20 protein-coding genes are annotated in these 20963 nt (G+C 67.6%); 8 read left to right on the forward strand and 12 right to left on the reverse strand.

The window, feature by feature from the left end:
- Window positions 1–208: 208 nt before the first annotated feature.
- The 4 genes from PI990_RS15995 to PI990_RS16010 form a co-directional block, all read right to left on the reverse strand.
- The gene (locus tag PI990_RS15995) at window positions 209–1156 is read right to left on the reverse strand and encodes an aliphatic sulfonate ABC transporter substrate-binding protein (RefSeq protein ID WP_271657704.1); all 948 of its coding nucleotides are present in this window, start codon (window positions 1154–1156) and stop codon (window positions 209–211) included.
- Window positions 1156–3618 carry a TonB-dependent receptor plug domain-containing protein gene (locus PI990_RS16000; protein ID WP_271657705.1) on the reverse strand — a complete coding sequence of 821 codons (2463 nt, stop codon included), beginning with the start codon at window positions 3616–3618 and terminating at the stop codon, window positions 1156–1158. The genes PI990_RS15995 and PI990_RS16000 overlap by 1 nt, the downstream gene beginning before the upstream one ends.
- Before the next feature lie 63 nt (window positions 3619–3681).
- Window positions 3682–4176, reverse strand: a complete 495-nt coding sequence (locus PI990_RS16005; RefSeq protein WP_021221894.1) for a RidA family protein — start codon at window positions 4174–4176, stop codon at window positions 3682–3684.
- A gap of 87 nt (window positions 4177–4263) precedes the next feature.
- A complete protein-coding gene (locus PI990_RS16010) occupies window positions 4264–5850 on the reverse strand; it encodes a flavin monoamine oxidase family protein (RefSeq protein WP_271657706.1) in 1587 nt (528 codons plus the stop codon).
- Between the two features lie 542 nt (window positions 5851–6392).
- On the opposite strand from PI990_RS16010, the gene PI990_RS16015 reads away from it, so the two are divergent.
- From PI990_RS16015 to PI990_RS16050, 8 genes are all read left to right on the forward strand, one after another.
- The gene (locus PI990_RS16015) at window positions 6393–7049 is read left to right on the forward strand and encodes a YjfI family protein (RefSeq protein WP_271657707.1); all 657 of its coding nucleotides are present in this window, start codon (window positions 6393–6395) and stop codon (window positions 7047–7049) included.
- A 26-nt stretch (window positions 7050–7075) separates the two neighbouring features.
- Window positions 7076–7780 carry a PspA/IM30 family protein gene (locus tag PI990_RS16020; RefSeq protein ID WP_021221891.1) on the forward strand — a complete coding sequence of 235 codons (705 nt, stop codon included), beginning with the start codon at window positions 7076–7078 and terminating at the stop codon, window positions 7778–7780.
- A gap of 71 nt (window positions 7781–7851) precedes the next feature.
- On the forward strand, window positions 7852–8409 hold the full coding sequence (locus PI990_RS16025; RefSeq protein WP_271657708.1) for a rhomboid family intramembrane serine protease: 558 nt from the start codon (window positions 7852–7854) through the stop codon (window positions 8407–8409).
- A 46-nt stretch (window positions 8410–8455) separates the two neighbouring features.
- Window positions 8456–9481 (forward strand): ion channel, encoded by a 1026-nt coding sequence (locus tag PI990_RS16030; RefSeq protein WP_271657709.1) that lies wholly within the window; start codon window positions 8456–8458, stop codon window positions 9479–9481.
- Window positions 9478–10140, forward strand: coding sequence for a DUF2491 family protein (locus tag PI990_RS16035; protein WP_271657710.1), 663 nt, complete (start codon window positions 9478–9480; stop codon window positions 10138–10140). Before PI990_RS16030 ends, PI990_RS16035 begins: the two co-directional genes overlap by 4 nt.
- A 16-nt stretch (window positions 10141–10156) precedes the next feature.
- Window positions 10157–10582, forward strand: a complete 426-nt coding sequence (locus PI990_RS16040) for a DUF350 domain-containing protein (RefSeq protein WP_021221887.1) — start codon at window positions 10157–10159, stop codon at window positions 10580–10582.
- Window positions 10583–10607: 25 nt separating this feature from the next.
- Window positions 10608–11339 carry a DUF1190 domain-containing protein gene (locus PI990_RS16045; protein WP_271657711.1) on the forward strand — a complete coding sequence of 244 codons (732 nt, stop codon included), beginning with the start codon at window positions 10608–10610 and terminating at the stop codon, window positions 11337–11339.
- A 9-nt stretch (window positions 11340–11348) separates the two neighbouring features.
- A complete protein-coding gene (locus tag PI990_RS16050) occupies window positions 11349–12506 on the forward strand; it encodes a glutathionylspermidine synthase family protein (RefSeq protein WP_271657712.1) in 1158 nt (385 codons plus the stop codon).
- Between the two features lie 329 nt (window positions 12507–12835).
- Here the strand turns inward: PI990_RS16050 and PI990_RS16055 are convergent, their stop codons facing one another.
- The 8 genes from PI990_RS16055 to PI990_RS16090 all read right to left on the reverse strand — a co-directional run bounded on the left by PI990_RS16055 (window position 12836) and on the right by PI990_RS16090 (window position 20872).
- Entirely contained in the window at window positions 12836–14044 is a 1209-nt protein-coding gene (locus PI990_RS16055; protein WP_271657713.1) for a dipeptidase, read from the reverse strand.
- Between the two features lie 154 nt (window positions 14045–14198).
- Complete coding sequence (locus PI990_RS16060) at window positions 14199–15152, reverse strand: ABC transporter substrate-binding protein (protein ID WP_271657714.1); 954 nt, start codon at window positions 15150–15152, stop codon at window positions 14199–14201.
- Window positions 15153–15167: 15 nt separating this feature from the next.
- Entirely contained in the window at window positions 15168–16001 is an 834-nt protein-coding gene (locus PI990_RS16065) for a class II aldolase/adducin family protein (RefSeq protein ID WP_213624852.1), read from the reverse strand.
- 28 nt (window positions 16002–16029) lie between these two features.
- Window positions 16030–16974, reverse strand: a complete 945-nt coding sequence (locus PI990_RS16070; RefSeq protein ID WP_271657715.1) for a D-isomer specific 2-hydroxyacid dehydrogenase family protein — start codon at window positions 16972–16974, stop codon at window positions 16030–16032.
- Window positions 16971–18170 (reverse strand): acyl-CoA dehydrogenase family protein, encoded by a 1200-nt coding sequence (locus PI990_RS16075; protein WP_271657716.1) that lies wholly within the window; start codon window positions 18168–18170, stop codon window positions 16971–16973. Before PI990_RS16075 ends, PI990_RS16070 begins: the two co-directional genes overlap by 4 nt.
- Entirely contained in the window at window positions 18167–18928 is a 762-nt protein-coding gene (locus PI990_RS16080) for an ABC transporter ATP-binding protein (RefSeq protein WP_043246746.1), read from the reverse strand. The genes PI990_RS16075 and PI990_RS16080 overlap by 4 nt, the downstream gene beginning before the upstream one ends.
- Window positions 18929–18930: 2 nt before the next feature.
- Window positions 18931–19767 (reverse strand): ABC transporter permease, encoded by an 837-nt coding sequence (locus PI990_RS16085; RefSeq protein WP_317891589.1) that lies wholly within the window; start codon window positions 19765–19767, stop codon window positions 18931–18933.
- Window positions 19768–19954: 187 nt separating this feature from the next.
- Window positions 19955–20872: a LysR family transcriptional regulator gene (locus PI990_RS16090; protein ID WP_263402616.1), complete on the reverse strand. Its 918-nt coding sequence runs from the start codon at window positions 20870–20872 to the stop codon at window positions 19955–19957.
- Window positions 20873–20963: the final 91 nt, after the last annotated feature.

Here is a 20963-nt window from a genome sequence, read left to right on the forward strand (position 1 = left end):
ATATGTATGCGTGATCCGAGATCACCTGAACTGCATATTCAACAAGCCGCAACCACTTGTGAAATATCGATTTTCTCTAGCCTCCAAACTTTGTTTCCAATTAATTCGGGTTTATTTCAATTCAACCAGAATCACTATTAACGCCACGCATGAAGATTATGAAAGTTACAGTTCAAAGTTGAACTGGCGTGCAACTTACAACCGTCATTCACTGAACTTGTCGAGTCGAATTGAATTGCCGATCCACCTGGTTTTCAGCCTCGAATCCCGGCCCGATCACGCCCTCGTCCCGGTACAGTCGGGCGGTGTCGGCGAGGTCCTGCACCAGGGCCTCGTCCACGTCCACCCGCCTGGGTTGCGAGTAGCGGTTGGAGCGCAGGTGCACCTCCAGCGGCAGGCCGCTCTGGCGCGCCTGGATCGCCGAGAAGGCCTCGACATGGGCGTTGGCCCAGTCCCAGGCGCGGCCGACGCGCTGGAGGAAGTCCCGCAGCTGCTCCGGCTTGTCGCGGATCGCCGCCGGGTTGGCCACCAGCAGCATGTTGCCGGCGAACAGACCTTCCCCGCTGACCAGCACCCGGGTGCCGCCTTCCAGCTGCACCATGCTGGTGTACGGGTCCCAGGTGGCCCAGGCATCCGCCCCGCCGTTGGCCAGCAGACTGCGGGACTCCCCCGGCTGCAGGAACACGAATGTGGCATCGCGCCCGCTGCGGCCCACCGAGCGCAGCGCCGCCAGCGCCAGGTAATGGCCGATGGAGCCGCGCGTGGTGGTGATGCGCTTGCCCACCAGGGACGCGGCATCGGTGAGCGGCGAGCCCTCGGGCACGACGATGGCCACCGCCGTGGGCGTGACCTTCAGGCGCACCACGCCCACCGTCTTCAACCCGGCACCGGCCGAGGCGGCGAAGACGAAGGGCGCGACGCCCAGGGTGCCGACATCCACCGCGCCGGCGCTCAGCGCCTCGGCCGTGGGCGCCGCCGCGCCGAAGGCAGCGAACTCGATGGGGTACGGCACCGACTCCAGTTCGCCGGCGGCCTGCAGCAGCACCTGCAGCGAGTTCTTCTGGCTCGACACGCGCAGCGCCTCGGCGCCCAGCACGGGGGCAGAGCCCAGCGCCAGGCACAGCAGGCCCGCCAGCAAACGGCCCGTGCCCATCATCAGAACGCCAGGCTCACGCGGCCGTAGTAGTAGCCGCCACCCAGCCCGTACGGGGAGAACATGCCGTACTCGTAGGTGCCGGCCCAGGGCACGATGCCGATGCTGTCCGGGTATTCGTCGAACAGGTTGTTGGCGCCCAGGGCCACGGTGAGGTTCTGGGTGACGTCGTAGGCGACGTCGATGTCGGTGATCCACTTGGCGCTGTAGGTGCGGTCGTTGGCCGGGATGTTCGAGCCCTCGGTGTACTCGCCGTAGCGGGTCAGCGTCAGGTTCAGGGTCCAGTCGTCCACCTTGTAGTTGGTGTTGATGATCCACTTGTCCTTGGGCGTGGCCTTGGTCAGGTCGGTCTGCTGCTGGCGGTCGAACAGCACGTAGCCGGAACCCAGGCTGGAGAGCTCGGACGGCGTCTCGGCCAGGTCGCGGATGGTGGTCTTGTTGCGGTTGTAGGCCAGGCTCCAGCGCACCGTGCCGTACTCGTCCAGCGGCTGGCGGTACTCGGCCACCAGGTCGACGCCCTTGGTGCGGGTGTCGGCGGCGTTGGCGAAGTACTGGCCGGAGAGGTTCGGCGACAGGCCGTTGGCCACCAGGATCGCCGACACCGCCGGGCCGGTGAGCACGCCGGTCTGCAGGATGCGGTCGTCGATGTCGATCAGGTAGAAGTCGGCCGTCAGGCGCAGGCGGTCGGTGGGCTCGGCGGTGAAGCCCAGGCTGTAGTTGCGCGAGGTTTCCGGCTCCAGGGCCTTGGCACCGAGGGCGATGGCTTCCGGCGAGCCGGGGCGCATCTGCTTGGTGCGCGCGGTGGTGGTGGAGCCACCGCTACCGAAGATGGTCACCGAGCTGGTGGAGGAGAACACGTTCTGCGCCAGGGACGGTGCGCGGAAGCCGTTGCTCACCGCCGCCCGCACCGCATAGCCCGGGGCGAACTCGTAGCGGGTGGTGAACTTGCCGCTGGTGGTTTCGCCGATGTCCTGGTTGTACTTCTCGTGGCGCAGGGCGAAGGCGGTGTACCACTCGGGCGTGATGTTGAGGCCGAAGTCCACATAGGCGGCGCCGCTGTGGCGGATCATGTCGCCGGCGTCCTCGGGCGTGGTGCCGTTGACCGAGAACAGGCCCGGGTCGGGGCGCGTGCCGGCACTGGGACCGCTGGGGATCACGTAGCTGCCGTAGTTGTAGGAATTGGGTTCGCCCTCGGCGAGCTCGTATTTCTCCCAGCGGTACTCGATGCCGAAGGAGGTTTCCAGCGGGCTGCTCCAGCCGATGTCCAGCGCGCGGCTGAAGTCCAGGTTGGTGGTCCACTGGTCGAAGATCTCGTCGGTCAGGTGGAAGCGCCGCTGGCTCAACAGCGGGTTGTTGGAAAGGTTGAGGTTGTTATCGGTGTAGAGCTCGGCCTTGTCGCGGCCGTAGGTGGTGGACAGGTCCCAGTCCCAGTCGGCGGCCAGGCCCTTGAGCCCGCCGAGGAACTGGTAGTCGGTCTCCTCCACCTCACGGGTGGCCTGGCCGCCCTTGGGGTACGGCGCATTGGGCAGCCAGGTGGTGGCGGTGATGTCGCTGGGCGCGCGGTGGCCCAGCACCTTCTTGCCATCGCGGTAGCTGAGGGTGGAGAAGGAGTAGAACTTGAGGTCCTCGCCCAGCGGCAGCTCCAGGTTGTAGGCGCTGCTGTAGGTGCGGTCGCGGCCCAGGCCGTACTCCTCGCCCCAGCCGTGACGCTGGGTGATGCGCGGGTCGGGCTGGCCGTTGGCGAGGGTGCCGAAGTTGCCGCGCACGGCGCCGGCGCGGTCGTAGGGTTCCTGCACCTTGGCGTCGAAGGAGAGGTTGAAGAAGCCGCCCTCCCCCAGGCCGAAACCGAAGTTGGCGGCCTCGTGGCCGGTGGTGCCGTCGCCGCTGTAGTACTGGCCGAGGGAGCTGTCCGAGGTGATTCCCTCGGCGTCCTTCTTGAGGATGATGTTGATCACCCCGGCGATGGCGTCGGAGCCGTACTGGGCGGCGGCGCCGTCGCGCAGCACTTCGATGCGTTCGATGGCGGCGGTGGGGATCAGGTCCAGGTCCACCGGCACGGCGGCGGTGCCGACCCGGGCGTTGTTGTTGATCATCGCGGTGTTGTGGCGGCGCTTGCCGTTCACCAGGATCAACACCTGGTCACCGCCCAGGCCGCGCATGCTGATGCCACGCACCAGGAAGGCGGTGCCGCCGCCGTTGATGGTCGGTGCGTTGAAGGACGGCAGCAGGCGCGTGAGCATGTCCTTGAGGCCGTTCTGGCCGCTGGTTTTCAGTTGCTCGCCGGAGATCACATCCACCGGCGCGGGGCTGTCGGTCACGGTGCGCTGCTGGCTGCCGCGCACACCGGTCACCACCACGGTGGACAGGGTCGGGTCGCTGGCGGCCATGGCCTCGCCGCCCAGGGCGAGGAGCAGCGCGGCGCTGAGGGGGGAAAGCGAGAAGGTCTTGCTGAAGGCGTTACGCATCACGGGACTTCCTGTAGGCGACCGCAACCCGGCCGCATCTGGCTCGATCTGTGGGGGATTGGGTCAACGGGCCTTGGCGGCCACCGCCTCGACTTCGATCAGCGCGCCGGGCAGCACCAGCCCGGCCACCTGCACCGTGGTGCGGGTCGGCTTCAGCGGCTGCTTCTCGCTGCCGAAGAACTGCCGGAAGCCGCGCTGCAGGCCCTCGAAGTCCATGCGCCCATCGAGCTTCGGGTCGCCCACCAGGTACACCCGCAGTTGCACCACATCGCCCAGGCCGAGGCCGCGCGGCGCCAGGGCGGCCTCCACCTTGCGCAGCACGGCGATGGTCTGCGCCTCGGTGTCACCGGCAGCGCGCAGGTCGTCCTTGGCGGCCTTGGGGTCGGCCGGGTCCGGGAGGATGCCGGAGACGAAGGTCAGCGCCGTGCCGGCCGGCAGGGTCGCCGACTGCAGGATCGGCGAGTTGGGATAGGTCGAAGGCACCCGCTCGATCTCCGCGGCGTGGCCGGCGGCGGCGAAAAGGACCCCCAACCCCAGAAGGGCGTGTTTGAAAGGCATCGCGAAAGCTCCAAGGTTTTCAACGCCAGCCTCGGAGGTCCGCTACCTGGCAACTAGGTTCTGGTTATGGATGCGGCGCGGCGTGGTTCAGGCCGTTTGCCGGTGTTGCGACGTGCCTTGCGCACGCTCGAAGATATTCCGCACCACGCGCCGGGCAGCGCCGGCGGCGGCCTCCTGCCAGATGCCCACGCCGCTGTGGGCGAGGCCGTCGCTGGTCAGGTGCACGCGGCCCTGGGCCTGGTTGAGCAGGCCGTAGTCCGGCTCCGCCACCTCGTGGCTGATCCAGGGGCCGAGGCTGTGGGGGATGCGGTTCCAGGCGATGGCCAGCGGCTTGCGCAGGTCCTGCCCATGACCGGGGTGCAGCAGCTCCACGGCCTGGCGCGACAGGGCGATCTGCTCGTCGATGCCCTTGTCGCCGAACTTGCGCGCCACCTCGCCGTTGTTGTACGCGGCGATGAGGATGCCCTCGGCCTGGTTGAAGCCGCCGCTGGGGTACCAAAGCCCGGAAGACTCCTGGTTGAGGAAGGACAGCCCGCCGTAGATCTGGTAGTCGGTCTCCCAGAAGCGCCGCGACTGCCAGGCCACCTTGTTGGCATAGCCGAACTGCACCGCCGAGATCGCCTGGCGCACCGGTGCGGTGAAGTTGCTGTCGATCCTGGCCAGCAGCGGCAGCGGCAGCGCGATCACCGCGTAGTCGCTGGTCACCTGCTGCTCGCGGCCGCTGCGGCGGTCGCGGTAGCCGATCTCCACGCGGTCCTCGTGGTTGCGGATCGAACGCACCTCCGCCCCCAGACGCAGGGACGACTGCAGGTGGCGCTGGAAGGCCGCCGGAATGCGGTCCATGCCGCCCACTGGCTGGAACATGGTGGGCGAGAACTCCGGGTATTCGTCGATCATCAGCGCGGTGCCCAGGGCCGGGTTGAGCAGCGTGCGCAGCGGCAGCGGCTCGTTCTTCTGCGCCAACTGGTCGCCGGCGCCGGGCCAGACCTTGTAGCCGGAACGGGCCGAGCCGAGGTATTCGAGCTTCTCCGACAGGTCGCCCCAGGTCTTGAGGAAGCCCAGCAGGTTGCGCCGGTCATCCGCGCTCAGTTCCTGGTCCAGGGCCTGGCGATTGACCGCCTTGGCCAGCAGCTCTGCGAGGTGGCCGCGGCTGTCGTTCACCGCCTGGCGGATCTGCATCGGCGGCGCGGAGAGGTCCGGGCGCACCAGGGCGTTGCGGCTGGTGTTGACCAGCACCTCCAGCTCCACGCCCAGCTCGCGGCAGTAGCCGAGCATCAGTTGATGGTGGCTGGGCAGGCGCGCGGGGCCGGCGTTGAAGTAGAAGCCCTCGTCGAACTCGGCGACCTGGGTGGTGCCGTCGGTGTACTCGACGCGATCGCCCTTGCGCAGCGTCCAGTTGCGCCCGCCGACCCGCTCGCGGGCCTCCAGCAGGGTCACCGTGAAGCCCGCCTTGCGCAGCTCGTAGGCCGCCACCAGCCCGCCGATGCCGGCGCCGACCACGGTGACGCTGGCGCCCTGCCCCAGCCCGCTCACCGGTTGCAGCGCGGCGTAATTCTCCTGGCTCGCGCCCAGGGCCGGGCTCATCACCCCGAGCATGCCCATGGCCGCCGTGGCGGCCCGGTAGCCCCCTACGGCACCGATACGGGCGATGAGCTGTCGTCTGGTCAAAGGCATTGCAGGCACTCTCCTTGATTCCCTTCCACCGGGCACGGATCGCCCGATGGCGCCCTTCCCTGGCTGCTGCCGGATATCGCATCCGGTTATCAATCAATGCTGTCGAGCTACGAATTAGCTCTATGTGGAGCCATCCTATGGGGCGGAATTTGATAAGAGAAATACATTTTGAGCATATGCAAATATTAAAATGTTTAATGTTTTAAGATTCGCATACTGCACAAAACGCATAATCATCTTGAAACATCATGCCCGCACGCCACAGGGCACGGGCGCCGCCGGGTTGGCTAGGTGGGAGCTGCGGAATGGGATGGCGGCCGTAGGATGGCGTTGAGCGCAGCGATACCCATCAACACCGGCACACGCCTGCAAATTGCAGCATGGGTTTCGCCACGCGCCACCCATCCTACGGAGTCATTTCTGGCACTTCGGAATCCAAATATTTCCCTTACATGAAAGATGAAAAAATCTTTCATGTAAGTAATTGCGCGCCGACGAAAATCGCAGTAATTTGCTCGCCACACCCTTGAGGAGGAATGCAGATGCCTCGCAAGACCACGACGGACAAAGCAGGCAAGAAGACCACCGGAAGCACCGGCAAGTCTTCGGCCGACTACGTCCGGGATATGCGCAACCGGCTCCGCGAAGCGGGACTGGTGAAACGTGAGTTCTGGATCCTTCCCGAGAACGTGAACGCCCTGAAGGGCATCGAGAGAGCTTTACGGCAGCCCTTCCTGGGTGGCCGAGTCAAACTGGAGGACTACATGACCGAGAACAGCAACTGGACCCTCAGCTCGCTGCACAACGCCCTCGCCGAACTGGCCCTGGTGGCGTCTGGCGAGATCCTGCTGAGCGTCGTCGACGGCGAGCAGGCCGGGCTCAGGCTGACCATGACTGAGTACGGCGACCTGCCGATCTACCTGGCAGTCGAGGGTGACCACATCATGGTCGACGCCACCCTGGTGCCGCTTGACCTGGTGGAGGATGCAAAGGAGTTCAACGCACTGGTGCTGCGTACCCGGGACCTGTTCCCGCTGTCCTCGGTCGGCGTCGAGGTTATCGACGGCCAGGAGGTGTACTCCATGTTCGGCGCCCTCAGCGCCGCCTCGTCGCTTACCGTCATCGTCCAGGAAATCTACACCCTGGCGGAAAACGTGATCCGCGCCGTCGAAGCCTTCGAAGACCACTTCAAGGCTTGACCGAATCCATTCAAGGAGAAGTTTTCATGAGTATCTGGAAGAAGATCATCACCGCCGTTCGTGGCGGTGCCTCCGAAGTCGGCGAAGCCATCGTCGACGCCAACGCCATCCGCATCCTCGAGCAGGAAATGCGTGACGCCGACCGCGCGGTGCTGCAGGCCAAGAACGGCCTGGTGGACATCAAGGCCAAGCAGAAACTGTCGCAGCAACGCCTGGAAAGCCTCAACGGCGACGTCGCCAACTGGGAAGCCAAGGCCACCTCGGCCCTGAACAAGGGCGAAGAAGGCCTGGCCCTGGAATGCGCCAACCGCATCGCCGAGATCGAGGCCCAGCGTGACCAGGAGCGCAACCAGTCCGAGCAGTTCGGCAAGCAGGCCGACCTCCTCCACGCCCAGGTCAACAAGGCCGAAGGCCAGCTCAAGAGCCTGAAGCAGCAGATCGAAATGGCCAAGGCCCGCGAAGTGGTGCAAAAAGCCCGCGTCGCCACCGCCGAAGCCACCGGTGGCGCCAACGGCAAGGTGGAGTCCGCCCTGGACAGCCTCAACCGCCTGCGCCAGCGCCAGGACGAGCAGGATGCCCGTCTGGCCGCCGCCGAAGAGCTGCAGACCGCTGCCAACGGCGGTGACCTGGAGCGTCGTCTGCAGGAAGCCGGCATCGGCGCCCAGAGCGGCAGCGGCGCCGATGTACTGGCCCGCTTGAAAGCCAAGCAAACCCCGGACGGATCGCAGTAGAATCCGCGCCCGGCAGGCGACCCCGGTCGCCTGCCCACCACCTACCCGCAAATGGAGTTCGGGGAACGCAGATGGAAACAGGCAAGCGACTCAGGGTCATCCTGGCACTGGCGGCGATCATGGCCGTGGTCCAGGTGATCAATACCCTCACCGCCAACAGCCTGGTCCACCATGGCATCCTCCCGCGCACCCTCAGCGGGCTCCAGGGGCTGATCTTCGCGCCCTTCCTGCACGGTTCCTTCGCTCATCTGCTGAGCAACCTGCCACCCTTCATCATCCTCAGCTGGTTGGTGTCCACCGAGGGGCTCGGGCGTTATGTCCGCGTGGCCCTGCTGGTGAGCATCCTCGGCGGCGGCATGGTCTGGCTGTTCGCCCGCAACAGCCTGCACATCGGCGCCAGTGGCCTGATCTTCGGGCTCTGGACCTACCTGCTGGCCCGCGCCTGGTACCAGCGCAGCATCGCCAGCCTGCTGGTCGCCCTGGTGGCCCTCGCCGGCTACAGCGGCCTGGTCTTCGGCTTCATCCCCACCCCGGGGATATCGGTGGAATCGCATATCGCCGGAGCCGTCGCCGGTTGCATCGTCGCCTGGCTGATGCACTCGAAGTCGCTCCTCGAAACCGCCCACTGACCCCGCCCCCCTGAACCACTCGAAAAGGATCAATGGAGTTGATTCCATGTCGCTGATCTTGCTGTTGCGGCACCAAACCTCGGCCTTCTTCCAGCGCTTCGGCTGGGCCGGCATCGGCTCGCTGCTGGCCATCCACTACCTGGCGTCCTACCTGCTCCTGGCGCTGGCCGGTGAGCAGCACCTGCTGCAAGGGCAGGACTTCACCTATTTCTATTTCACCACCGCGACGACCGTGGGCTATGGCGACCTCTCCCCCAAGAGCGCCTTCGGCAAACTCGTCACGGCACTGTGGATCATGCTGGGCGGCATCGCCCTGCTCACTGCGGTCATCGGCAAGGCATCGGCTTCGGTCGGCGAACTCTGGAGAAAGAACATGAAAGGCCTGGGCGACTACTCCAACCTCAAGGGCCACACCGTCCTCATCGGCTGGGAAGGCGAAGCCAGCGAGCGCATCGTCGAACTGCTCTACCAGGACGAAGCCACGCGGGACGACAGCCTGGTGATCTGCGACGCGCTGATCGAGGAAAACCCTCTGCCCGGGCGCGCCTCCTTCGTCCGTGGTGATTCGCTGGACAACCCCGTGCTGCTGCGCCGCGCCGGCATCGAGAACGCCGAGCGCATCCTTGTGCACACCCGATCCGACAGCCTGACCCTGGCCATCGTCCTCACCATCAAGGCGATCGGCACGCGCGCCCATGTGGTCGCGCACTTCAACGACTCCGAGCGCGCCGCCCTCGCCCGCCGCTACGCCCCCGAGCTGGAGTGCACCTCCAACATGGCCATCGAGATGCTGGTGCGCGCCTCCCAGGACCCGGGCTCCAGCGCCGTGGTCACCGAGCTGCTGTGCGTCGGCGACGGCGCCACCCAGTTCCGCCATGTACTGCCCGAGGGTTTCAGTGGTACCTGCGGCGAGCTGTACATCCGCCTGCGCCAGGACCACGACGCCACCCTCATCGGCTACCGCGCCTCAGGCTCCAGCCGCTTCGAGATCAACCCCGCCAACGCGCTGGAAATCCGCGGAGGGGAGATCTTCTACATCGCCAGTGAACGCCTCGAGGAGAACGCACTATGAGCAAACTCAAGCGCTGGCTGGGCCTGGAGCCGCCGCTGCCTTCCAGCGACGCGCACCGCCACCCCAGCGACAGCCGCCCCCTGGGGCTGGCGTCTGGCCGCATGCTCTGCCTGGACCCTTCGCTGGCGACGCTGCTCGAAGGCCAATCCCACGTCACCCTCCCCGGCGACGAGAAGATCTGGGCCGTCGGTACCATCGAGCTCGGCCAGTCCACGCGGATCAAGCGCTACTACCTGGACAATGAGGATTACTTCCTGCAGGTGATCATGAACGGCCCGCAGGACAGCGATATCGAGGCGGTGATCCTGTTCGGCTACCACCAGGTCACCCCCATCGCCAGCCGTGAGGAGCTGCTGCGCCTCGCCGGGCCCAACGCGCGCATCGGCATGCAGGTCTACGAGCTGGAGGGCGAGGAATACGGCCGCCAGTGGGGCAGCGAGGATGGCCAGACCGAACTGGTGCCCTTGCACGAATACGTCGTCAGCCCAGACGCCAGCTACGGCGTCGAGCATCAAAGCATGCTCTACGCCCGCGAGATCGGCTTGCTCAACCGGAGGGAGTTCCTGCTCTTCTCGGTGGAGGAAGACGAAGAAGGTGCCATCGCCCTGACCACCGCCGTGGGCGTGACACTGCAGATCACCGACATCCACGTTCTCTGACCAAGGAAGATCCACCATGCTCGACGCGCTCCGCATGTCGCTCAACTCCACCGCCGTCATCGGCTTCGTCATCTACATCCTGGTCGCGGCGGCGCTGTTCGCCCTGTTCCAGTTCATCTACACCCGCGTCACCCCGCACCGCGAGTTCGCCCTCATCCGCGAAGGCAACAGCGCGGCCGCCATCGCCCTGGCGGGTTCGCTGATCGGCTTCGCCCTGCCGGCCAGCAACATCATCACCTACAGCGTCAGCGTCCTCGATTTCGTGGTCTGGGTGGTGATCGCCGCCATCGTCCAGCTGCTGGCGTTCTTCGTCACCAGCCTGGTGCTCAAGGACCTGCCCGGCCGCATCGCCCGTGGCGAACATGCCGCCGCCATCTACTCCGGCGCCGTGGCCATCAGCATCGGCCTGCTCAACTCCGCCTGCATGACCCCTTCGACCTGATCGCCGGCAGCGCAAGGAGACCTTTATGAGAAAGCGCAATTCCATCCAACTGGTGCTCGCCGGCACCCTGCCGCTGGCCTTGGCGGGGTGCAACGACCCGCAGGACACGATGCAGATCACCGCGACCAAGACGTTCAAGAACGTACAGGCCTGCGTCGCCGACAAGTTCCCCGTCGACGTCTGCTCGGACGCGTACATGACGGCCATGGCCGACCACAAGCAGATCGCCCCGACCTATGACAGCCAGGCCGCCTGCGACGCCGACTTCGTGCCCGACTACTGCCAGCCCACCTCCAACGGCCAGTTCATGCCGCGCCTGGCCGGCTTCGAGCTGTCGATGACCAACGAGGTGTCCCGCAGCACCTACGAACAGGCCGAGCAGCAGGTGGTGCACAGCACCGGCCACAGCGACAACGGCCTGGTCACCGGCATCCTCATCGGCCAGATGCTGGGCAACGGCGGCAACCACTACTACTCCCAGCCGATCTACCGCTACCGCGATGCCCGGGGTAGCTACAGCACCTCCACGCTGTCCCGGCAGATCGAACAGGGCAAGACCTTCAGCCGCTCCAACCAGGCCCGCAACAGCCCGACCTCGACCTACACCCAGCAGACCCTGGGCAAGAGCCTGAGCAGCAAAGCGAGCACCAGCGGCTCGGCGGTGGCCTCCACCATCTCCCGCGGCGGTTTCGGCTCCCAGGCCAACGCCCGCGGCGGCTGGGGTGGCAAGACCGGCGGCTCGGGATTCGGGGGCTAAACACCGCTCATGAAGAAGATCAGCATCGAAGAACGCCCGGGTTGGCAGGTACAGGTCGAGCGTGAAGGCTTCCTGTTCCACACCATCGACGGCGAACGCTACTGGGACGAGCGCGGCTACTACCTGTTCACCCGTGAGCAGGTGACCCGCGACATCGAACAACCCACCCGCGAGCTGCACGAGATGTGCCTCGACGTGGTCGAACGCGTGGTGGCGAGCGAGGAACTGCTCACCGGCCTGGCGATACCGCCGGCGTTCTTCGATCTGATCCGCACCTCCTGGCGGGAGGGGCACCCGCACCTATACGGCCGCATGGACTTCAGCTACGACGGCACGGGCCCGGCCAAGCTGCTGGAGATCAACGCCGACACGCCCACCTCCCTGCTCGAATGCGCCTCGGTTCAATTGCTTTGGCTGGAAGACCAGATACGCCGTGGCGTGCTGCCCGCCGAGGCCGACCAGTTCAACACCCTGGCCGAGGACCTGATCCGCGCGTTCGGCACCTTCGGCAAGGAAATCCCCTTCCACTTTTCCGCTATCTCCGGCTCGGTGGAAGACCGGGGCACCACCGACTTCCTCGCGCAGATGGCGCGCCTGGCCGGCATCGACGCGCGGCACATCGACATCGAGGACATCGGCCTCACCGGCGACGGGCGCTTCGTCGACCTGCAGGGGCAGTGGATTCCCCGCCTGTTCAAGCTGCACGCCTGGGAGCACATCTTCAGCGAGGCCTTCGGCAAAGCCGTGCCGGGGTGCGACACCCAGTTCGTCGAGCCGGCCTGGAAGTCGATCATCAGCAACAAGGGCATCCTGCCGCTGCTGTGGAAATTCAACGAAGGCCACCCCAAACTGCTGCCCTCGCAAGTGGACGCCGACCCGCGCGCGCCGGTACCCAAGGGCTGGGTGCGCAAACCCTTCTTCTCCCGCGAGGGCGCCAACATCGAGATCCGCACCCCGCAGGACGAAGTGGTGGTGCAGGACGGCCCCTACACCGATGCCCCCTACATCCTCCAGCAGTTCTCTCCCCTGCCCCGCTTCGGCGACAGCTACACCCTGATCGGCTCCTGGATCGTGGGCGACACCGCCTCGGGCATGGGCATCCGCGAGGACGACAGCCTGATCACCAAGGACACCAGCCGCTTCCTGCCCCATGTGGTGATGGATTGAGTTGCCGAGGCTGGCGCGCTCCCTCGTAGGATGGCGTAGAGCGAAGCGAAACCCATCAGCGACGTCAGCATGGGTTTCGTACCTCTACCCATCCTACGAAGCCAGCGCCGAGGCACTCACCGTAGGTTGGGCTGAGGTACGAAGCCCAACATGACCAGGCCCAGCATCACACCGTTGGGCCTCGCTGCGCTCGGCACCAACCTACGGGCTGAAGCCCGGGCTACCGTCTCGTCACCGACAGTCCCGAGGAGCACCCGTAGGATGGCGTTGAGCGAAGCGATACCCATCAATAACGGCAGCAGCATGGGTTTCGCGGAGCTCTACCCATCCTACGGAGCTGCTCCGGCAGCCTCGGCTGCAGCGAGCACTCGCAATAGATTTCCACCCCAGATGGCAGCGAGGTCCTGCTCGCTGTAGCCGGCGGCGAGCAGGCGTTCGCTGATGCGTGGCAGGTCGCTGACGTCGCGCAGGCCCTCCACGCCGCCGCCACCGTCCCAGTCGGCGCCGATGCCGACGTGTTGCGGGCCGACCACGTCGAGGATGTGCAGCAGGTGCGCCATGAAGTCGTCCAGGCGCGTGGGTGGCAACGGGTAGCGTGCATCGGCCTCGCGGATGCGTCGGGCGAGGTCGGCCACCTGTTCCGGGGAGAGGCTGGCGGCCAGGCGGAACTCGCGGTACAGCGGCGCCAGGACCTTGTCCCGCTCCGGGTTGGGCGCACGTGGCACGAGGTCGCTGGGGAAGCTGTTGACCTGCAGCACCCCGCCCTTTTCCGCGAGCCTGCGCAGCCGCGCGTCGTCGAGGTTGCGCGGGTGCGGGCCGATGGCGCGGGCGCCGGAGTGGGAGGCGATGACCGGTGCGCGGGACAGTTGCAGCACCTGGTCGAACACCGCGTCGGAGGCATGGGATACATCGATGAGGATGCCCAGCCGATTGGTCTCCCCCACCAGTTCGCGCCCGGCCGGGCTGAGGCCGTGCCATTCCGGCAAGGCGGTGGCCGAGTCGGCGAATGAGTTGTTCTGCGCGTGCACCAGGCCAAGCATGCGCAGCCCCAGGCGCCGGTAGGTGGCCAGGCGACCGGGGTCGGCCGCCAGGGGCTCGGCGTTCTCCATGCTGATCAGCACCACGCGGCGGCCCGAGGCGACGATGCCGGGCACCTCCTGCGCGCGGGTGGCCAGGGCGAATTCATCGGGCCGCGCGGCGACCATGTCGCGGATGCGGGTGATCACCGCCAGGCCGTGTTCGCTGGCCAGGGTGCGCCCCTCCGCCGTGCGCGGGCCCTGGGGCGTGAACACGGCGAAGAATCCGCCATCCAGCCCGCCCTCGCGCATGCGCGGCAGGTCGACCTGGGAGAGGTCGTCGGCGTAGCGGTGGCGCTGGCTGATGTCCCAGCCGGGCCGCGCCAGTTGCATGGGCGTGTCGAGGTGGCTGTCGAGCACCAGCAGCCGCTCATGGAGGGCGCGGATAGCGGGCGGGACGTCGGCGGCCTGGGCGCTGCCGGTGAGCAGTGCCAGGGCGATCAGGGTGGGTTTCAGGTGCATGGGGCCGTGTCCTTGCGGGCAGTCGTAGGTCGGGTGAAACCCGGCTTGGTCCAGTAGGCCCCCGCGTTCGCGAGGGTGACGGTCAGGGGGAAGGCCGTACACAACCCCCGGCATCCCCGCACACGCGGATACCCATTGAAAAACAGCGCGCCCATCAGCCCCAGCGGAAGCTCCGATCCCACAACGGCGCCACATCCAGCCGCTGCGGCAGCACGCCGGCCTCGAAGAAGGTGTCGGCCACCTCCTGCTGGGAGCGCACGGCGGCGTCGTCCACCGCCTGCAGCACGCGCGGCCCGCTCTGGGCCTTGTACTGGGCGAGGAACACCTCGCGGGGGATGCCGAGGATCTTCTCGCTCTTGGCCGCCCAGGCCTCCGGGTTGTGCTGCACCCATTGCCAGCTGCGGTACTCGCGCTGGACGTAGTCCTCGATGGCGGCGCGCTTGCCCGGGTCGTCGATGGCGCGCTGGTTGGCGGCGATCACGTAGTTGCCGGAGAGGTAGCCCTGCCCCGTGCGCAGCACCCGCGCGCCGCTGCGCAGCTCGGCCAGCTGGATGAAGTAGCCGAAGGTCACCCAGACATCCAGGTTGCCGTTCTGGAAGGCGGCGAAACCATCCTGGGGCGTCAGTGCGAAGGGCTGGATATCGGCCAGGGTCAGGCCCTGTTCCTTGAGCGCGCGCAGCAGCATGTAGTGCGACGAGGTGGAGCGGATGTAGCCCACGCGCTTGCCCGGCAGCTCCGCCAGGGACTGCATGGCCGAGCCCTTGGGCACCACGAAGGCCTGGTTGTTGACGTCGCCGGTGAGCACGGCGATGAGCTTCACCGGCGCCTGGTTCCTGATGCCGAAGATGGGTGGGATCTCGCTCATGGGCGCGAGGTCCAGGGTGCCGCTGATCAGCGCCTCGAAACCGAGGTTGCCGCCGTTGAACTCGGCGTATTTCACCGCGTAGGGCGGGCGCTCGATGCCCGCCTCGTCGAAGAAGGTGGGCGCCGCGCCCTTGTAGGTGGCGACGTTCAGGCCGATGCCGTTCCAGTCCCGGGCGAAGGCCGTGGGCAGCGCGCAGGCGAGCCCGGCCAGGGCGGAGTACTGGAGGAAGTGACGGCGGTTCATGGGTGCTCCTTGCAATCAGTCGAGGAAGTCGGGCTCGTCGCGCAACAGGCGGTCCCAGTAGGGCTGGAAGCTGAACCAGCCGCCGAATTCGGTGCCCACCTGGCGCGCGGTGTGTTCGGCCACGGCCGGGGGAATGGGCCGGGGCGTGCCGGCGGCTTCGGCCAGCAGTTGGGCGTGGGCGGCGTTGTCCAGGGCGATGAAGCGCCAGACGGCGGCCTCCACGGTGCGGCCCACGGTGAGCAGGCCGTGGTTCTGCAGGATCAGCGCGACGTTGCTCGGCCCCAGGGTGGCGGCGATGCGCGCGCCCTCGCTGGCTTCCAGCACCACGCCGGTGAAGTTGTCGAACAGCGCGTGCTTGCCGTGGAAGGCGCAGGCGTCCTGGGTCAGCGGGTCGAGCAGGCGCCCGAGGCTGGACCAGGCCTTGCCATAGAGCGAATGGGCATGGGCGGCGGCGACCACGTCCGGCCGGGCCTCGTGCAGCGCGGCGTGGATGGCGAAGGCGGCGAGGTTGAGCGCGCCCTGCCCTTCGACGATCTCGCCGTGGGGGTTGACCAGCAGCAGGTCGGAGACGCGGATATGGCCGAAGTAGACGCCCACCGGGTTGACCCAGAAATGATCGGGAAACTCCGGGTCGCGCACGGTGATGTGCCCGGCGCCGCCCATGTCGAAGCCGTACCGGGCGAACAGGCGGAAGGAGCCGGCCAGGCGCTGCTTGCGCAGCAGGCGCTCGGCCTCGACCGTGGGCTGCTGCGGCGGCTCTTGCCAGCGGAATACGGTGTGGCCGTCGCGGGGCAGCGAGTAGGCGGTGGGTTGCGGGGTGCCGGTGAGGCCGGTCAGCCTGGCGGTCATGCGGTTTCTCCTTGAAGGGCCGGCGGGCTCAGTAGCCACGCGTGGCCTGCACCAGGTTCTCCAGCGGTTGCCCGCTGTGGAAACGTTCGAGGTTGCGCGCCAGGAGCGCGACGAGGTTGCGGTACACCTGCGGCGTGTTGGCCGAGGTGTGGGGGCTCAGCCGTACACGGGGATGGCTGTAGAACGGGTGCCCGGCCGGCAGCGGCTCGGGGTCGGTGACATCGAGGCTGGCCAGGGCCAGGCGCCCGTCGTCCAGGGCCTGCAGCAACGCGGCCTGGTCCACCAGGGCGCCGCGCGCGACGTTGATCAGGTGCAGGCCAGGGCGCGCCGAGGCCAGGGTCTGGCGGTTCACCACATGGCGCGTCTCGGCGGTGGCCGGCGCGGCCAGCACCAGGTGATCGGCGCGGGCGAACAGCTCGTGGATATCGGCGGCGCGCTGCACGCCGTCCAGGCCGAAGGGCTGGGGTGAACGGCGCAGGGCGAGCACCTGCATGTCCAGCGCCAGGGCCCTGCGCGCCAGGTCCCTGGCGATGCTGCCGAAGCCGTAGAGCCCCAGCGTACTGCCGGCGAGGGACGCCAGCGGGCGTTGCTTCCAGGCCCCGGCGTTGTCGATCCACAGCTCGGGCAATTGCTTGGCGGCGGCGAAGATGGCCGCCAGGGCGAACTCGGCGATGCTGCTGGCGGTGGCGCCCCGGGCGCTGGCCACCGGCGGGCCGTCGAACAGCCAGGGCGGGAAGAAATCCAGCCCTGAACTCGCCAGCTGCACGAAGCCCAGGCCGGAGGGCCAGCCGGGGGGCGGCTCGGCGGCGTTGCGCCAGTCGGCATGGGGCGCGGCGAGCAGCACCTGTATGTCCGTCGGCAGCGTGCTGGGCAGGCCACGAGGCAGGTCCAGCACCTCCACGCCCGGCAGGCGCGCGCGCAGCAGCTCGTTGAAGGTGCCGTCCAGCTGGCTGGCGATGCGCGCCCGGCTCATGCCTGCCCGCCCCGGCTGGGCAAGGCGAACGCGGCACGGCCGGCGGCGCCGAGGATGGCGTCGTTCTGTGGGGTGTGGATGCGGCTGCAGAGCACATCGCGGTAGTGCCGCTCCAGCGGGTTGCCACGGGCCAGGGCCGGGTTGCCGATGGCTTCCACGCCCAGCTCCACGGCGGTGATGGCCTGGGTGGTGACCAGGTACTTGACCTGGGTCGCCTCGCTGGCGGGGATGCGGCCTTCGGCGGCGGCGTCGAGCAGCACGCGGTTGGACAGCAGCAGTGCGTCGATGCGCCCCACCAGTTCCTGGAAGCGCGGCAGGCTGGAGAGCGGCGCACCGAGGTTGGCCGGCGTGCGCTCGGCCAGCCAGCCCACCAGCCAGTCCCGGGCGGCGCGGGCGACGCCGTCGTAGATGCTGGAGAGCAGCACGGCGAGCCAGAGCACGCCGCTGGAGTCCAACTCCGAGGGGCGCGGCTGGCTGGCGGGGAGGATGTCCACGGCATATTCGTCAGGCACCAGGACGTCGTCGAAGACCACGTCGTGGCTGCAGGTGGCGCGCATGCCCAGGTGGTCCCAGGTTTCCTCGATGCGGATGCCCGGCGTGTCGCGGTGCACCAGCCAGGTGCCGACGCGGGGCTCGGCCTCGTCGCTGCGCGCCCAGACCGACAACCAGGTGAGCCCGGGGATGCCGGTGGAGTAGATCTTCCGCCCGCTGATGCGCCAGCCCTCGGGCATGCGCCGGGCGATGGTGCCGGGCAGGCCGCCGCGGGCGGGGGTACCCAGGTCCGGCTCCACACGCAGGGCGTTGATCAGCGCGCCCTCTTCCACCGCCTCGCGGGCCAGTTGCAGGCGCAGGTGCTCGGGCCAGGCCTTGTTGTTCTGCAGGCGCGCGTGCTGCAGGTATTGCATCACCAGCACCAGGGCGGTGGAGGGCTCGCCCCGGGCCACGGCGGCGATCACCCGGCGCGCCTGGGCCAGGCTCGCCTCGCTGCCGCCGAGGCGGCGCGGCACGGTGAGGGCGACGAGGCCGTGCTCGTGCAGGCGGCGCAGGTTGGCGTGGGGGAATTCGCCGTGGCGGTCGTAATGGGCGGCGCTGGCGGCGAACTCGTCGCTGAGCTGGGCCAGCAGGTCGGCGAAGGCCGGGGAATCGAGGTCGGGCACGCGGGCCGTCTCCTTGGCAGTTTTCAGGTCGAGGCTCATCGTTGGGCGGTCCGTGCGAGGGTGTGGACGAAGGGGCTGGCCGGCGCTTCGACGCCGAGCAGGGTGAGCAGGTGCTGGCGCAGCTCCTGGAAGCCGCGGCTGGCGACCTCCCGCGGCCGCGACAGGCGCACGGGGATCTGCTCGGCGATGCGCCCGGCCTCCAGCACCACCACGCGGTCGGCCAGCAGCACGGCCTCGTCGACGTCGTGGGTGACCAGCAGCACCGAGGGCTGGTGAGTGCGCCACAGCTCGATGATCAGCTGGTGCATGCGGATGCGGGTCAGGGCGTCCAGCGCGGCGAAGGGTTCGTCGAGCAGTAGCAATTGCGGCTCGCGCACCAGGGCGCGGGCCAGGGCCACCCGCTGCGCCTCGCCACCAGAGAGGGTGCCCGGCCAGGCGTCGAGACGATGGCCCAGCCCCACTTCCTGCAACGCGGCCAGGGCGCGGGTCTGCGGGTTGGCGCCGCGCAGGCCGAGGGCGACGTTGCGCCAGGCGCGCTTCCAGGGCATCAGCCGGGGCTCCTGGAACACCGCCGCATGGGCCTCGGGCACCTCCAGCGTGCCGCCGTCCACCGCGTCCAGCCCGGCCAGGGCGCGCAGCAGGGTGGTCTTGCCCGAGCCGCTGCGCCCCAGCAGGGCGACGAATTCGCCGGCGCCCAGCTCCAGGTCGAGGCCGTCGAGCACGGCCTGGCCGGCGAAGCGACGAGTCAGCCCGCGCACGCGCACCGGTGGGCGCAGGCGTTGCAGCGCAACATCCATGGTCAGTTCCTTATGAAGGTGGGGCGCCAGGCCAGGGCCAGGCGTTCGAGCAGGCGCACCAGGGCGTCGATGGACAGGCCCAACACGCTGTAGACGATGAGGCAGATGACGATCACGTCGGTGCGCATGAAGTCGCGGGCGTCGTTGACCAGGTAGCCGAGGCCGGCGCTGGCGTTGATCTGCTCCACCACCACCAGGCCCAGCCAGCTGATGCCGAAGGCGTAGCGCAGGCCGACGAAGAAGGATGGCAAGGCGCCGGGGAGGATGACGTGGGCCACCAGCTCCAGGCGGCTGAGCCCGAACATGCGCCCGGCCTCGACCAGCTTGGGGTCGACGCCACGGATACCGGAGAACAGCGTGAGGTAGACCGGGAAGGTGGTGCCGAGGGCGATCAGGGCGATCTTCGGGGTCTCGCCAACACCGAACCAGAGGATGAACAGCGGCACGATGGCCAGGAACGGCAGCGTGCGCAGCATCTGCACGGGGGAGTCGATGATGAGTTCGCCGCGCCGCGACAGGCCGGCCAGCAGGGCCAGCACGGTGCCGAGGGACACGCCTATGGCCAGGCCGCTGAGGGCGCGCTTGAGGGACACCCAGAGGTGCCCGGCCAGCTCGCCGCTGGCGATCATCTGCCAGAGGGTGTCGCCGATGGCGCTGGGTGCGGCGATGATGCGCGCCGGCAATAACCCCGTGCGGGAGGCCAGCTCCCAGAGCAGGAGCAGCACCAGCGGGCTGACCAGGCGCAGGCCGAGGTTGCTCCAGCCCTTCCAGCGCAGGGGCGCCAGCAGGGCCGTCAGTGCGGTGCCTGGGGGCACCAGGGCGTTGCTTCGCCGGGACATTCCTTCTCCTCGCTCAGGGCCTTTCCAATGGTCGGGGGCCGCAGGCGGGAGATTGGATCGAGCCCGCTGCAGCCTGGCTTGACCCACATGCTATCCATCTAAAAAACCGCAGTGAAATTCGATCTGGTTCTAATCTAATATACAAATTGCGCATCTAACATTTGCAGTTATATGCAAGATGCTTTGGTTATGATGCGCCCGCCCCCTCCTCCACCTGATGTGCCACGCGCTGGGCCACGGTCTCGCCGAACAGACCCACCGGCGCCTGCAGGTTGCCGAGGAAGCGCGGGTGGATCAGCCACAGGTCGATCACCGGCTTGAAGTCGCTCACCGGCACCACTTCCAGGCGCTCTCGATGACGGCTGTTCTCCAGCAGCGGGCGCGGTACCAGGCCGAAGCCCAGGCCATTGGCGATCAGCCCCAGCTGCAGCTCGGTGCCGAAGGTCTCCAGATTGATGCGCAGCGACAGCCCCTCGTCGCTCAGGGCGCGTTGCAGGCCGGCGCGGAAGCCGCAGCCATCCGGGTTCAGCACCCAGCCGCGCTGGTAGCAATCGGCGAGCTTGCAGGAACGCTTGCGCACCTCGCCCTTGGCTGCGACCACCACCAGGTCCATGCGCGCCAGGGAGCGCCCGACTATGCCCTCGGGGAACACCTTGCCCGCCGGGAACAGCGCCGCCACGGCGTCCAGCTCGCCGTTCTCCATCTTGCCCAGCAGGTGGCTGCCCCAGCCGGTGGAGACCTGGGTCTGCAGGTCCGGGTAAAGGGCCTTGAGCTGGCTGAGGGCGTCCAGCAGCACCACGTCGCCGATGGTCTGCGGCACCCCCAGACGCAGCGCGCCGCTGGGGGAGGAATCACTCAGCACCAGTTCCCGCAGGGCGTCCATTTCGCGCAGCACCGAGCGGCACTGCTCGTACACGCGCATGCCCATGGGCGTGGGCTTCAACGGCTTGGTGTTGCGGTCCAGCAGGCTGACGCCCAGGGCTTCCTCAAAGTTCTGCACACGCCGGGTGATGGCCGGCTGGGTGAGCTGCAGGGACTCCGCCGCCTGGCTGATCGACTGGCTGCGGATGACGGCCACGAATGCATCGATATCATCTATCTTCATTCTTTATTCGCATAATAAATGGCTGGAAGAATACGCAAGAAGAATAATATCTTTTGCCCCGGCACGGTAGCGGTTACCGCTGCGCACTCAC

The organism is Pseudomonas sp. TUM22785, from assembly GCF_028198105.1.
GTDB lineage: Bacteria > Pseudomonadota > Gammaproteobacteria > Pseudomonadales > Pseudomonadaceae > Metapseudomonas > Metapseudomonas solani.